This window comes from Nonomuraea sp. NPDC050663, from assembly GCF_044456985.1.
Taxonomy (GTDB): domain Bacteria; phylum Actinomycetota; class Actinomycetes; order Streptosporangiales; family Streptosporangiaceae; genus Nonomuraea.
On sequence record NZ_JBITGL010000023.1, the window covers coordinates 142,592 to 154,290 of the forward strand.

The following is an 11,699-nucleotide window of genomic DNA, read 5'->3' on the forward strand; positions in this document are numbered from 1 at the left end:
CAAGTGTTGCATCAGGAGACGAACAACAGCAGGGACTCGGCCACGCAGACCGGGCGGCGCTCCCCCTCGACCTCGATGGAGACCTTCAGCGTGGCCAGGTGCCCGGCCGGGCTGTTCTTGACGTCGACGAGCTCGCCCGTGGCGCGCACGCGCGAGCCGACCGGCACGGGCTTGGGGAAGCGCACCTTGTTGAGCCCGAAGTTGACCATCATCTTCAGCTCGGTCACCGCCAGCAGCTCCGGCAGGAACGACGGGAGCAGCGACAGCGTCAGGAAGCCGTGCGCGATCGTGCCGCCGAACGGGCCGTCCTTCGCCTTCTCCGCGTCGACGTGGATCCACTGGTGGTCGTCGGTGGCGTCGGCGAAGGTGTTCACCCGTTCCTGGGTGATCTCGCGCCATTCGGTCGGGCCGAAGGTCTCGCCGACGGCCGCCTTCAGTTCCTGCACGTTCGCAAAGGTCCGCATGGGGATGACGCTATTCGAGCTCGGGAATGGCCGCCAAGTTGACGACGACCAGCCGGTCCCCTTCCTCCCAGTAGATCAGCGTCTCGCCGCCATCGAGCGAGGTGCCCTTCAGCGTGTTGCCGGGCGGGTCGACGTGGAACGTCTCTCCGACCTCGATGTCGTAGACCCTGAATCCGCTGTTGAGGAACCGGTTGAACACCGGATACTCAGGCCGCACCATCGGTGCCTCCCGCAGCTGGGAGCCGTCGATGCGCTGCACCACTGTCAGACCGCCGCGGGTGCCGGCACACCAGAAGGGCCCGCATCGCAGCCCGGTGACGCCGGGTGCGGGGTTCGGTCGGACCTCCGACCCGATCACGAGGTCGACGACCCTGGTGACGTTGCTGTGCATGTCGAGCGGCTCGTCACTCGCCCACGGCCAGCGCAGCAGTTGCAGCCTGCGCTCCAGCAACTCGGGCCTGCCCCCCGCCTCGGACTGCCAGATCCCGCCGACCGGTGCCGACCAGACCACCCGTTCACCGTTGATCGCGATGCGGTTCACGAGTTCGTCCACCTCGGCGATCCGCCGCGACTTCCCGCCGCCCAGCGGCACGACGCGGATCTCCTTCTCGGACAGCCAGGCCAGGCTGCCCCCGTCGGCGGCCAGGGCCTTGATCTCGCCCTTGACCTCGGCGACCTTCTCGAAGCGCCCGGATTCGTACACCTCCAGCCGATCGGCCACCCGGACCAGGACGCGGCGGGCGTCGATCGCCAGAACCGGCTGGTACGGCAGGCCGGACGGGTCCTTGGCGGGCATGTCGCCGAACGCCTTCGGATGGACCGCCCGCAGCAGCCGCCCTTCCGGAGTGGGCTGCGGCGTCACGACCTGGGGAGCCCTGGCGCCGCCCCCGAAGGCCACGGCGCCTGCCGTACTGGCCACCGCGACCGCCACCACGACGGCGGCGAGCCTTCGCACGGTACGGCGGCGCCGCCGCGCGGGCAGCGCGGCCAGCAGGTCGTGGTGGGAGATCGACTCGGCGGCCCCGCGCAGGGCCTGGCGCACGTCGTCTTCTGTTTTCATACCTGCCCCCGTTCGAGAACGCTCGGCGTGACCCGGAGGGTCGCCAGGGCGCGGGACGCCTGGCTGCGCACGGTGCCGCGGGAGATGCCCAGGAGGTCGGCGATCTCCTGGTCGGACAGGTCCTCGTAGTAGCGCAGCACCAGGACGGCCCGCTGTTTGGGCGGCAGCCCGCGCACCTCGGCCCACAGGTCGTCGGGCTCGTGATCATGGGAGTAGGAGCTCTCTGGCACCAGGTCGGTCAGCTGCTCGCGGCGCCGTTTGCGCCACCAGCTGATGTGCTGCCTGGCCATGGCCGTTCGAACATAGGCCTCGGGGTTGTCGATCCGGCTCCACCGGTCGCCGAGCTTGAGCAGCACTTCTTGCACGAGGTCGGCGGCGTCGTCGGCGTTGCCGGTAAGCACGTAGCCGAAGCGCAGCAGGGCCTGACCTCGCGCGTGGACGAAGTCTTCGAACTCCACACTCTGTGGACGCACGAGGCCGGGGTTCTGTTGCAAAGATCTTTACTCGAATCTATCGCGCACGCGTTCGATACCGCGCTACAGTTCTGGGTAGTGAATCGAACAGAGGTTCGGCCAGGTAGGAGGGGGTGGGTGCGATGGCACTGCTGGCACCACCTCGTCCGCGGACACGCCGTAGCGCTTTCTTCCCAAATCTAAGACGGCCGCTATATCCCGCAATAAAGTCCGAGAGCGTGGACCCTGTGCGCAATCCCTACGCCCCCGGTGCCGGCCAGCGCCCGCCGGAGCTGGCCGGGCGCGATCGTGAGCTGCAGCAGTTCGAGGTCGTGCTGGAGCGGGTGGCCAGGGGCCGCCCCGAGCGGAGCATGGTCGTCACCGGCCTGCGCGGCGTCGGCAAGACCGTTCTCCTCAACACCTTCAAGTCCATGGCCATGCAGAGGCTGTGGGGCACCGGCAAGATCGAGGCCCGGCCCGAGCAGTCGATCCGGCGCCCGGTCGCGGCCGCGCTCCACATGGCCATCCGCGAGCTGGCCCCGCGCCACCGCGCGCCCGACCGCATCGAGGAGTTCCTCGGCGTGCTCAAGGCGTTCGCGATGCGCGACCCTTCCGCCGCCAAGGGCACCTCCCACTGGTCGCCCGGCATCGACGTGCCGGCCAGCCGTGGCCGCGCCGACTCCGGCGACCTCGAGATCGACCTGACCGAGCTGTTCGTCGACGCCGCCGCGGTCGCCACCGACCTGGGCGTGGGCATCGCCCTGTTCATCGACGAGATGCAGGATGTGCAGGCCGCCGACATCTCGGCGCTCTGCGCGGCCTGCCACGAGCTGTCGCAGACCGGCGGCCCGCTGATCGTCGTGGGCGCGGGCCTGCCGCACCTCCCGAGCGTGTTGTCGGCCAGCAAGAGCTACTCCGAGCGCCTGTTCCGCTATGCCCGCATCGACAAGCTCGACCGGCAGGCGGCCGACCTGGCGCTGATCATCCCCGCTCGCGAGGAGGGTGTGGAGTTCACGCAGGAGGCCCTCGACGCGCTCTACGACGCGGCCGACGGCTACCCCTACTTCGTCCAGGCCTACGGCAAGGTGGCCTGGGATCTGGCTCCGCGCAGCCCGATCACCGTCGACGACGTCAAGGTCTCCGCCCCCGAGGCGGAGGAGGAACTCGCCGTCGGCTTCTTCGGCAGCCGCTACGAGCGGGCCACTCCTGCCGAACGCGACTACATGCACGCCATGGCGACTCTGGGCGACGAGCCCGTGGCCACCGCAGACGTGGCCGACGCTCTCGGGCGCAAGCCGTCCAGCCTGTCGCCCGCACGCGACAGCCTCATCAAGAAGGGCCTCATCTACAGCGCCGAACGCGGCCTGATCGCGTTCACCGTCCCGCACTTCGGGAGGTTCCTGCGTGCGCAACCCATCTAGAGAGCCCTCCCCGATGGGGATCTGGAGGGGAAGCCAGGTCCCCATCGGGGAGTCTAAGACTTTCTAGCGTCAGCGCTATATTTTCGCGTATACGCCTGTCTAGCCTCAGCACTAGACAGTCGTATATTCCGGCATGGACTCCCTGCTGACGACCGCCACCCTGACGGCCGGCCGCATGCCGCTGAGGTAGACCGCGAAGACGACATGGTCCTTGTCGTGGTTCTCGAACGTGAAGAACCGCCAGCACAACTCGCGCCAGCTGTCCGCCGGCTCCGCCGAGAGCAGCTGACCGGCGTGCTCGCGCCACAGGCCGCTCGCCTTCAGCTTCGCCAGCGACGCGCTCTCCGACGACGGCCGCTGCTCGCACGGCGCGCGATACCGCACGCGGTTGATCGCCTCCTCGAGCTCCGGCGAGAGTACGGCCAGCACGACGATGCCGGCGGCCACCAGCCAGGTGGGCTCCGCGAACACCGTCCACCCGGGCGCCGGCGCCCAGACCGACATGAGCGCCATGCCCGTGAGCACGACCGTGCGGCCGATCGAGCGCAGGCCCACCGGCGCCGAGCTCACCTCGCCGAAGCAGCCGCAGCCGGCGTCCGGCCGCCTCCTGCGCAGCTCCACCAGCACGTAGGTGGAGAGCGCGAAGAAGATCACGGTCATCCAGCGAAACGGCTGCGCGGTGGTCAGAAGCAGTCCCCCCGCCAGGACTACTTCCACCACCGCGCAGCAGACCAAGGCGGGCACGCGCAGCCGCCCTGGCATGAGCACGGCCGGACCCAGCCGCGCCAGCGCGCCGGGCTCGGCGTCCGAGCGCACCGTGGCCAGCTTGGCCACGGCCCCCAGGACCAGCAGCATGATCAGGATCGGCATCTGCGAGGCGAGCACCGGTTCACCCCAATCCCACTCGGGCGTTGAAACATCCATTGATCAGCTCGCCGCCCAGTTCCACGAAGGCCGCGGGCGACAGTTCGACGATCCGGCCGCGCGAGCCGGTGTCACACTCCACACATCGGTCACAGAAGCGTCCCGCTACACATCCGCAGGCGGTGATCGGCACGTTCGTCATGCGATCGGTGCACACGTTGTGGACGGAGAGCAGGGAACCCATGGCCAGGTACGGCAGGCCGACGCACGACACCTCGGAGTGCGAGCACCGCACGTCGGAACGCTCCACCATGGGATAGGCCGCGCCGCGCTCCTCCTCGTCGAAGGCGTCGGACCAGACCGCGCTGCCCGACACCCGCGACTGCACCCCGCCGAAGGCCGGAGGCGGCGAGGGTACGGCACGCGCCGGGTAGCCGGGCTGGGAGGTGGCGGGCAGCAGGATCGTCGTGCCGCCCTCCTCGCGCAGGCCGATGGCGTCGAAGAGGAAGCCGGGTTCCAGCAGCGGGTGGCGCACCCTCAGCCTGCCGGTCGCCCGATAGGGAATGGTCACCTGGCGGCGGCCCCGATGCGGGCCGCAGTCGAGCTCCACGACGAGGTCCCTGCGGCCGGTCACGCTCAGGATCGTCCCGGTCGCCCGGGTGATCCCCGCCCATAACCGCTCGACCACGCGTCCCTCGTGGAGGGTCTTCATGAGCACCTGGGCTCCGACAGGGAGGTCGGCCGGGGGCAGGTCGACGCCGTACCAGGCCGTCGCCCAGGGCGCGATGACGAGGCGCTCCTCGCGACCGTCGATCGTCTCCACCAGGATCAGGTGCGGGCTGACGTCACGGATCTCCCCGGACACCGCGATCAGGGGGTCGCCGTTGGCCGGATCCGGCCCGGGCGTCCCCACCTCACGGCCCAGCACCGCGGCTGCCAGCTCTCTTCGCATGCCTATAGGGTCACATGACGCGCGTTGCCACTCATGCCACAGCCGGTGAACCGGAGCAAAATACGCATCCCAGGGTGTAACCGCTGACAACCTCGGAAGATATTCCTGCCACCGAACTTGACGGACCTTTAGGTTCGGCAGACTCAATCCTCTCCATCGAGCTGGGATTCTGGCCTCAATGGACGAGGAGGATTTCCACGATTACGTCCGCACCCGGCGACCGGCCCTGCTGCGCACCGCGCACCAGCTCACCGGCCATGCCTCGGATGCGGAGGATCTCCTGCAGAGCGCCCTGGCCAAGACCTATCCGGCCTGGCGCGACATCCAGGATCGCGACGGCTACATCCGCCGGGCGATGGTCAACATCAACATCTCGCAGTGGCGACGGCGCAAGCTCGAGGAGTACCCCTCTGATGAGCTGCCCGAAATCTGCATTCCGGCCGAGCCGGTTTGCGAGTCACATGAACGGCTGGAGCTGGCGCTGGCGGGATTGCCCGAGCGTATGCGCGCAGCCATCCAGCTGCGCTACTACGAGGACCTCACCGAAGCCGAAGTCGCCAGACGGCTCGGGATCAGCGTCGGTACCGTCAAGAGCACGGTCTCGCGTGCGATGGCGAAGCTTCGTGACTGCCTTCAGCACCAGCGGTAGCGCAGGGCCGTACGACATCACGGATCACCCGCAGGGTTTCGAGGAAGGTCTCCAGCTGTTGCTCGCTCAGCAACCCCGTGAAGCACTCCTCGATGTCCTTGAGGTGCTGCGGGATGACCTTCTCGAGGCGCTCGACACCCTTGCCGGTCAGCGTCGCGTACGAAGCGCGCCGGTCAGTCGCACAGGGCTGCCTGCGCACCAGGCCCTCCCGCTCCAGCCGGTCCACGACCCGGGTCACCCCGCTCGTGGACAAGCCGGTCTGCCCGGCCAGGTCACTCATGCGCAGGCTCTGCCCGGGCGAGCGCGACAGCCTGAGCACGGTCTCGAAGTCCACATCAGACAGCCCGCTGCCGGCCAGCGCGGGGGCGAGCCTGTCCATCAAGCCTGCGTGGACCTCGGAGAGCAGGCCCATCGCGGTCAGTCTCGGGTCGTCAATGTGGTTCACGTTCACAGTCTACAAGAGCAATAGTTGACGTGAGGAATATTCCTCCTGTAGACCTTTGTTGCAGCAAACATCCGCACGGCAAGCATCACTCTTAGGGAGACATGGACATGAGCACTCGCACCTGGGAAGGCCTCCAGATCCCCGCGGCCGGCACCTACAACCTGGACGCCGCCCACACCAACGTCGGCTTCAGCGCCAAGCACATGATGGTCAGCAAGGTCCGCGGCAAGTTCGAAAAGTTCGAGGGGTCGGTGACGATCGCCGAGAACCCGCTCGAGTCCTCCGCCCAGCTCACCATCCAGACCGAGAGCATCACCACCGGCGTAGCCGACCGTGACGGCCACCTGCGCAGCGACGACTTCCTCTCCGTCGAGAAGTTCCCCACCATCACCTTCCAGTCGACCCGCGTCGTGAGCCACTCCGGCGACGAGTTCACCGTCGTCGGCGACCTCACCATCCGCGACGTCACCAAGCCCGTCGAGCTCAACGTCGAGTACGGCGGCGCCGGCACCAACCCGTGGGGCATGGAGGTGTGGGGCTTCACCATCACCACCGAGATCGACCGCGAGGAGTTCGGACTCACCTGGAACGCCGCCCTGGAGACCGGCGGCGTGCTCGTGGGCAAGAAGATCAAGATTGAGGTCGAGGGCGAGGCCAACCCCGCTTGAGCAGCAGCTTAGCCCGCTCTCTGTGGACAGGGAGCGGGCTTATCCACAGGTGTGGACGAGGTTGTCCACAGGCCGTGGATGAGCTGAGGGGCGACGCGATCGACAACCGCTTTGCCGCCTCGCCCGAAGGCCGGTACTCTGTGCTGAGCCACACGGCTACCGGGAGGCTTCGCCTAGTCAGGTCTATGGCGCCGCACTGCTAATGCGGTTTGGGTTTACCGCCCATCCGGGGTTCAAATCCCCGAGCCTCCGCCGGTTGAAGGCCCTTCCTCTGAATCAGAGGGAGGGCCTTTTTGCGCTGGGAACCTGTCGTAGGCGCAGGCTTAGTTGCGAAGACGAGGTCCTGACCTTGCCACCGCCCCATCGCTCGCGCCGTTTCAGCCTTCTCAAACGGGCGATGAGCAGGCGGTTGCTCGAGGAGCTCGGGGGGATTGGAGGGTGAGCTTGCTCGCGCCTTCGGCTCCGAGATGACCACGGTGGCCAGATCACCGACCGTCAGCGGCGGGCGATGCCCCGACGAGGAGCGGTGCGAGGAAGCACCCTCGCAGATGGCGCAGACCGGCCAATGCCCTCTACCTTGAACGTGTGGATGAAGCCGAAGCCAGCGGCCATGCATGGCGAGACTGGAGACGCCGCTGGGGTTCGATCGAGAGTGACCGAAAGGCTCTGGCGGAGCTGATCGCCCATGACTCCGATCCATTCGAGGTCGAGCTCTACGAACATGCGTCAGATCCTCAGGCTCGCTTGATCGACAAAGCTCAGCGCACGTACGCCGGACAGTACCTTCGACGATTGCGGCGGCTCCGGCGACGGCCCACTCATACTGAACAGGCTTAAAGGACCGCCATCTGCGAGCCCGACGCACAGTGATCAAGAGGTAGTGAGGGCCAAGGGTTCCGCGAACGGTTCAACTTGTCCCTTTGGACGTGCTGTCGTCCGAGGATCGGGGGGCATCCTCATCGGAAAACCCCGAGGCGGCGATGCGCCACGCCGTCCTTCATAGCGACGTTTGGATGCCCTCCTTGATCAGGCTCGGGCTCTGACCGAGAAGTGGTCAGGCTAGGCGAGATCGCGCATCGTAGTGGAGGCCCGGAAGAGCAAGGAGTTCGGATCGCTCACCCGAGGCCGTCGGACGGGCCAGGATCTGGCTTCAGCGAGTGTCCCTGCCGCCGAAGTGTCGGTGAACGGCATCTGGTCCAGATCTACGGCCCGCGACGCTTCTGCTCTCAATCGTCTAGTCAGACCGGGCGAACTCCGAAGCGAAGGCGATCACAGTTCCCACTGCCAGCAGGCCGGAGGCTGCGGCGAAAAGCCACCAGCTCCACGAGGTGGTCAGCACATTGACGAGGCCACCGATCACGGCCGAGAGCACCGCGCCCGCCGCCGCCAACGCCGCGGCTTTCCCGCGCTTGCGAGCGGCAGATCGAGGCGCGGGCGGCTGGGCCGGAATTCCGGATGAGTAGCCGCCGCCTCCCCCCGCGATGATGTCACCGACTCCGCTTATTTCAGCCTTGCCGATATTTCCGGTCCCGTATTGCACGATGTGATCACCGCCCTGACCGCCAGGATTCTGCGCGGTCATCGGCCTATCACGTTCCCCGTGCCGGAGTGATGCGCCTTGCCGATTCCGCCTCCGTAGGTCTGGATGAGATCGCCCTGAACCGCATTGATGTTGAACACCTTGTTGACCGCAGTGGGCGTCCCGATGGCACCGGTGATCTCGTAGATGAGATTGGAGATCTCTTTTTCGTTGGCGCTCCAAACGGCATCGACTCGAGCACCCGCGTTCTGGATGACCAGACCGTGAACCGGCGGCAGGGAAATCGCCGCGACAAGTCTCCAAATCCAGAATCCGAGAGCACCCAGCATGAGGATGAGGCCGAACGTGTCGAAGATCGCCATGGCGATCGAGCCGACCACGACGGTGACCAGGGCCCGAATGATGAACCGCGTCCAGGCGCGCCCTTTGTTGATCTCCAACGTACGCATGCCGACGTGGGCGATGGCACCCAGCGGGTAAACGTCGTTGCCGATCCACAGAGATCTGTCGGCGATGCGGACCTGGACGACGGAATGGCCCACCCCCATAAGATCACCCCCTCTTCCGTTGCGAGAATGAGTATTCGTTAATCATAAAGTTCCCTCAGCTCCCAAGTACGGAAATTGGAGAACAGTCCGCATTGTCCTAGAAATTCCGGGTACAAAGTTCACCTTTGGGATAATTCCCTCTATCGGGCTGTTCGAGGATCACCGGAACCGTTGAGTGCAGGGAGGGTCCTCGGTGCTACAGAAGGACGAGTGGCTATCGCGGAACACCGCATGCTCAGCTGGTGCAGAGCGCCTCGCCAACGACAGCCGCTCCCCGGCCGATTCAGGTTCGCGAGATCACAAACGGCATCACCTCCTCCGATAACAGATCAAAACCGCCCGCGCGTAGCCTCTCCTGACATGTCCACCTCAAGGGTGATCACTACCGTCATCGGCGTCGTCGTGATCGTGTTCATGATCCTCATGGCCCCGAACCACAGGTCCCCGAGCCAGAGGATCGCCGACGACAACGCGAACGAGGCCGCCGTCCTGGCCGCGGCTCGCGAGGCCGCCGCCAAGCTCGACGGGGTCGAGGGCAACCCGTCGATCCAAGACGTCGAGGCGGTGCTGCCGAGCGGCTTCCAGGTGACCGGGGGTGGCAGGTCGAGATCGGGCGGCATCGAAAGGGACGGCAGCATGTCCTCCACTGACACCGTCGAGATCACCGACGCCGACGGCGTCCACCACGCCTGCCTGACGGTGGAGACCACCTTCAGGAACTTCACGTACGAGCCCGCTTCCGTGAGGGCCGATGCGGGGGCCTGCTGACGCGAAAGCGCCGGGAGTGGGGGTCTGGTAGGTTGCGTGCCGATTCCCCCCGATCAAGGAGTGGCTGTGCGCGTTGGTTCCATGCTGGTGGCACTGCTGCTCGCCCTGGCGGGGTGTGCGGAGTCGAAGGCCGGCGGCGTCGTGATTCCTGACAGCGCGGTCGGTAAGCAGCTCCAGTGGTACCTCGATGCGGTGAACCGGACGCCGTTGCCGGAGAGCGAGCTTGCCGAGCATCTCGGCAAGGACTTCATCCAGGATGTGCCCCCTGCGGAGTTCAACGAGATCGCCGGGACGCTGGCCGGGCTCAAGGTGGACGAGTTGACCGACGTCAAGCCGGACGCCCTGGTGGCGCGGGTGTCGGTCCCCGAGCAGGCGTACAAGGCGGAGATCTCGGTCGATGGCCAGGGGAAGATCGGGTTTCTGCTGATCACTCCGCAATGACCCCGGGTGACGGGTCGAATGGGGCATGATGGGCGGAGGAGGGCGCCCCATGGTGGATGACCGCATGCCGGCGATCGGCCGGTGCTACAGCTGCAAGCGCACCTTCGGATACCAGCCTTCGACGGTCATGATGATCGAGGTGGATCCCGAGACCGGGTTGCTTCCTGGCATGTCCGTGACGGGCAGGTTCCGTGATCCGAGTCCGGAAGTGCTGGCCAGGGTGGTGGAGCAGCCGGTGTGCCCGGAGTGTGTCGACAGGGCCAAGCAGTTCGCGCAGGCCAGGGAGATCCGGTTCGAGACGTGGCACAACCCCGGCTGAGCCCTAGGACCTGTCTCAAAGTGAGGTCAGCAGCCAGTCGTTGATGATGGCGATGTGGAGGCTGGCCTCGTAGCGGACGGCGAGTTTGTCGAAGCGGGTGGCTGCGGAGCGGTGGCGTTTGAGCCGGTTGATGCCGCATTCGACAGCGTGACGGGCGCGGTAGTCCTCGGGACTGAAGTACGGTGGACGTCCACCGGCAGAGCCGCGCCTTTTGCGGTTGCGGATCTGATCGGCGGGTTCGGGGATCGTCGCGGTGATGCCGCGTCGGCGCAGGTAGGCGCGGTTGGCGCGCGAGCTGTAGGCCTTGTCGGCCCGGACCCTGGTGGGGCGTTTGCGAGGCCGGCCTGCCCCGATCCGCGGGACGTTGACCTTCTCCAGGACGTTGCGCAACTGCGGTGAGTCGCCATGCTGGCCGGCTGTCAGCAGGAGTGCCATGACGTTCTGGCCCTGTTCGCAGGCCAGGTGGATCTTGGTGGTGAACCCGCCTCGGGAACGCCCCAGCGCGTGGTCGGCCGGCTCGGCTACCAGACCGCCCGCCGACTCCTTCTGCGGGGCCGAGCGCGCACCGGCGGCGTGCTGGTGCGCCCGAGCTGTCGTGGAGTCCACGCTGATCTCCCAGGTGATCCGGCCGGCCGCGTCCGCCCGGGCCTGCAGCTTCGTGATGATCGCCGCCCATACCCCGGCCCGCTGCCACCTGCGGAACAGTGAATACACCGCCCGCCAGGATCCGTAGCAGTCCGGAACGTCCCGCCAGGGTGACCCGACCCGGACCCTCCATCTGATCCCGTCGATGAGCTGCCGTTTCGTCCACAACGAGGGCCGTCCCGACCGGACCGGCACGGGCAGCAGCGGTTCCAGCAGCGCCCACTGCTCATCGGTCAGATCGAACCGCCGCGTCACCGCTAGGGTGGCCACGAGGTCTCCGGGAAACTGGTTCTTCTTGGTCGATGAACCGATCTACCGGAGACCTCACTTACTTAGCGAACGCGACACACCGGACTTCGAAACGCGTCCTAGGAGCTGTTTGAGGTTCGGATCATGTGGTTGAGGCGAGGAGTTTCAACCACATGATTGAGCCTCGGAGGTGGAGCCCGGCCACGTAGCTTTC

At 66.6% G+C, this 11,699-nt stretch carries 15 protein-coding genes and 1 tRNA gene; 7 read left to right on the forward strand and 9 right to left on the reverse strand.

What is annotated here, in order from left to right; all coding sequences use genetic code 11:
• Positions 1-11: 11 nt before the first annotated feature.
• The 3 genes from ACIBH1_RS43805 to ACIBH1_RS43815 are packed head-to-tail and all read right to left on the reverse strand — an operon-like array spanning position 12 to position 1,997.
• Entirely contained in the window at positions 12-464 is a 453-nt protein-coding gene (locus ACIBH1_RS43805) for a MaoC family dehydratase (RefSeq protein ID WP_397320024.1), read from the reverse strand.
• 10 nt (positions 465-474) lie between these two features.
• Positions 475-1,524, reverse strand: a complete 1,050-nt coding sequence (locus ACIBH1_RS43810) for a hypothetical protein (RefSeq protein WP_397320026.1) — start codon at positions 1,522-1,524, stop codon at positions 475-477.
• A complete protein-coding gene (locus ACIBH1_RS43815) occupies positions 1,521-1,997 on the reverse strand; it encodes a SigE family RNA polymerase sigma factor (RefSeq protein WP_397320027.1) in 477 nt (158 codons plus the stop codon). The genes ACIBH1_RS43810 and ACIBH1_RS43815 overlap by 4 nt, the downstream gene beginning before the upstream one ends.
• A 218-nt stretch (positions 1,998-2,215) precedes the next feature.
• Here ACIBH1_RS43815 and ACIBH1_RS43820 point away from each other — a divergent pair, with 218 nt between their 5' ends.
• Positions 2,216-3,397: an ATP-binding protein gene (locus ACIBH1_RS43820; RefSeq protein ID WP_181610410.1), complete on the forward strand. Its 1,182-nt coding sequence runs from the start codon at positions 2,216-2,218 to the stop codon at positions 3,395-3,397.
• A gap of 111 nt (positions 3,398-3,508) precedes the next feature.
• Here the strand turns inward: ACIBH1_RS43820 and ACIBH1_RS43825 are convergent, their stop codons facing one another.
• Together ACIBH1_RS43825 and ACIBH1_RS43830 are read right to left on the reverse strand one after the other, a co-directional pair.
• Complete coding sequence (locus tag ACIBH1_RS43825) at positions 3,509-4,282, reverse strand: MauE/DoxX family redox-associated membrane protein (protein WP_397320028.1); 774 nt, start codon at positions 4,280-4,282, stop codon at positions 3,509-3,511.
• Positions 4,283-4,286: 4 nt separating this feature from the next.
• On the reverse strand, positions 4,287-5,213 hold the full coding sequence (locus tag ACIBH1_RS43830) for a hypothetical protein (RefSeq protein WP_397320029.1): 927 nt from the start codon (positions 5,211-5,213) through the stop codon (positions 4,287-4,289).
• A gap of 178 nt (positions 5,214-5,391) precedes the next feature.
• Between ACIBH1_RS43830 and ACIBH1_RS43835 the strand changes: the two genes are divergently transcribed.
• The gene (locus tag ACIBH1_RS43835; RefSeq protein WP_397320030.1) at positions 5,392-5,862 is read left to right on the forward strand and encodes a SigE family RNA polymerase sigma factor; all 471 of its coding nucleotides are present in this window, start codon (positions 5,392-5,394) and stop codon (positions 5,860-5,862) included.
• Here the strand turns inward: ACIBH1_RS43835 and ACIBH1_RS43840 are convergent.
• Complete coding sequence (locus ACIBH1_RS43840; RefSeq protein ID WP_397320031.1) at positions 5,801-6,307, reverse strand: MarR family winged helix-turn-helix transcriptional regulator; 507 nt, start codon at positions 6,305-6,307, stop codon at positions 5,801-5,803. The two genes, ACIBH1_RS43835 and ACIBH1_RS43840, sit on opposite strands and share 62 nt — an antisense overlap.
• Before the next feature lie 107 nt (positions 6,308-6,414).
• Between ACIBH1_RS43840 and ACIBH1_RS43845 the strand changes: the two genes are divergently transcribed.
• On the forward strand, positions 6,415-6,975 hold the full coding sequence (locus ACIBH1_RS43845) for a YceI family protein (protein WP_397320032.1): 561 nt from the start codon (positions 6,415-6,417) through the stop codon (positions 6,973-6,975).
• A gap of 162 nt (positions 6,976-7,137) precedes the next feature.
• A tRNA-Ser gene (locus ACIBH1_RS43850) sits at positions 7,138-7,227 on the forward strand.
• Between the two features lie 982 nt (positions 7,228-8,209).
• Here the strand turns inward: ACIBH1_RS43850 and ACIBH1_RS43855 are convergent.
• Together ACIBH1_RS43855 and ACIBH1_RS43860 are read right to left on the reverse strand one after the other, a co-directional pair.
• Positions 8,210-8,557 carry a hypothetical protein gene (locus ACIBH1_RS43855; RefSeq protein ID WP_397320033.1) on the reverse strand — a complete coding sequence of 116 codons (348 nt, stop codon included), beginning with the start codon at positions 8,555-8,557 and terminating at the stop codon, positions 8,210-8,212.
• The gene (locus ACIBH1_RS43860; protein WP_397320034.1) at positions 8,554-9,057 is read right to left on the reverse strand and encodes a DUF6232 family protein; all 504 of its coding nucleotides are present in this window, start codon (positions 9,055-9,057) and stop codon (positions 8,554-8,556) included. Before ACIBH1_RS43860 ends, ACIBH1_RS43855 begins: the two co-directional genes overlap by 4 nt.
• 366 nt (positions 9,058-9,423) lie before the next feature.
• Here ACIBH1_RS43860 and ACIBH1_RS43865 point away from each other — a divergent pair, with 366 nt between their 5' ends.
• The 3 genes from ACIBH1_RS43865 to ACIBH1_RS43875 all read left to right on the forward strand — a co-directional run bounded on the left by ACIBH1_RS43865 (position 9,424) and on the right by ACIBH1_RS43875 (position 10,591).
• Entirely contained in the window at positions 9,424-9,831 is a 408-nt protein-coding gene (locus ACIBH1_RS43865) for a hypothetical protein (RefSeq protein ID WP_397320035.1), read from the forward strand.
• Between the two features lie 66 nt (positions 9,832-9,897).
• Positions 9,898-10,272, forward strand: a complete 375-nt coding sequence (locus tag ACIBH1_RS43870; protein WP_397320036.1) for a Cpe/LpqF family protein — start codon at positions 9,898-9,900, stop codon at positions 10,270-10,272.
• Between the two features lie 49 nt (positions 10,273-10,321).
• On the forward strand, positions 10,322-10,591 hold the full coding sequence (locus ACIBH1_RS43875) for a hypothetical protein (RefSeq protein ID WP_397320037.1): 270 nt from the start codon (positions 10,322-10,324) through the stop codon (positions 10,589-10,591).
• 15 nt (positions 10,592-10,606) lie between these two features.
• On the opposite strand, the gene ACIBH1_RS43880 is transcribed toward ACIBH1_RS43875, so the two are convergent.
• Positions 10,607-11,506 carry an IS5 family transposase gene (locus tag ACIBH1_RS43880; protein ID WP_397320038.1) on the reverse strand — a complete coding sequence of 300 codons (900 nt, stop codon included), beginning with the start codon at positions 11,504-11,506 and terminating at the stop codon, positions 10,607-10,609.
• Positions 11,507-11,699: the final 193 nt, after the last annotated feature.

Excerpts from the sequence above, each read along its gene's own strand:
- ACIBH1_RS43875 (WP_397320037.1), top strand. The coding sequence starts at position 10,322 with ATGGTGGATGACCGCATGCCGGCGATCGGCCGGTGCTACAGCTGCAAG.
- ACIBH1_RS43805 (WP_397320024.1), bottom strand. The coding sequence starts at position 464 with ATGCGGACCTTTGCGAACGTGCAGGAACTGAAGGCGGCCGTCGGCGAG.
- ACIBH1_RS43835 (WP_397320030.1), top strand. The coding sequence starts at position 5,392 with ATGGACGAGGAGGATTTCCACGATTACGTCCGCACCCGGCGACCGGCC.
- ACIBH1_RS43855 (WP_397320033.1), bottom strand. The coding sequence starts at position 8,557 with ATGACCGCGCAGAATCCTGGCGGTCAGGGCGGTGATCACATCGTGCAA.
- ACIBH1_RS43845 (WP_397320032.1), top strand. The coding sequence starts at position 6,415 with ATGAGCACTCGCACCTGGGAAGGCCTCCAGATCCCCGCGGCCGGCACC.
- ACIBH1_RS43830 (WP_397320029.1), bottom strand. The coding sequence starts at position 5,213 with ATGCGAAGAGAGCTGGCAGCCGCGGTGCTGGGCCGTGAGGTGGGGACG.
- ACIBH1_RS43865 (WP_397320035.1), top strand. The coding sequence starts at position 9,424 with ATGTCCACCTCAAGGGTGATCACTACCGTCATCGGCGTCGTCGTGATC.
- ACIBH1_RS43810 (WP_397320026.1), bottom strand. The coding sequence starts at position 1,524 with ATGAAAACAGAAGACGACGTGCGCCAGGCCCTGCGCGGGGCCGCCGAG.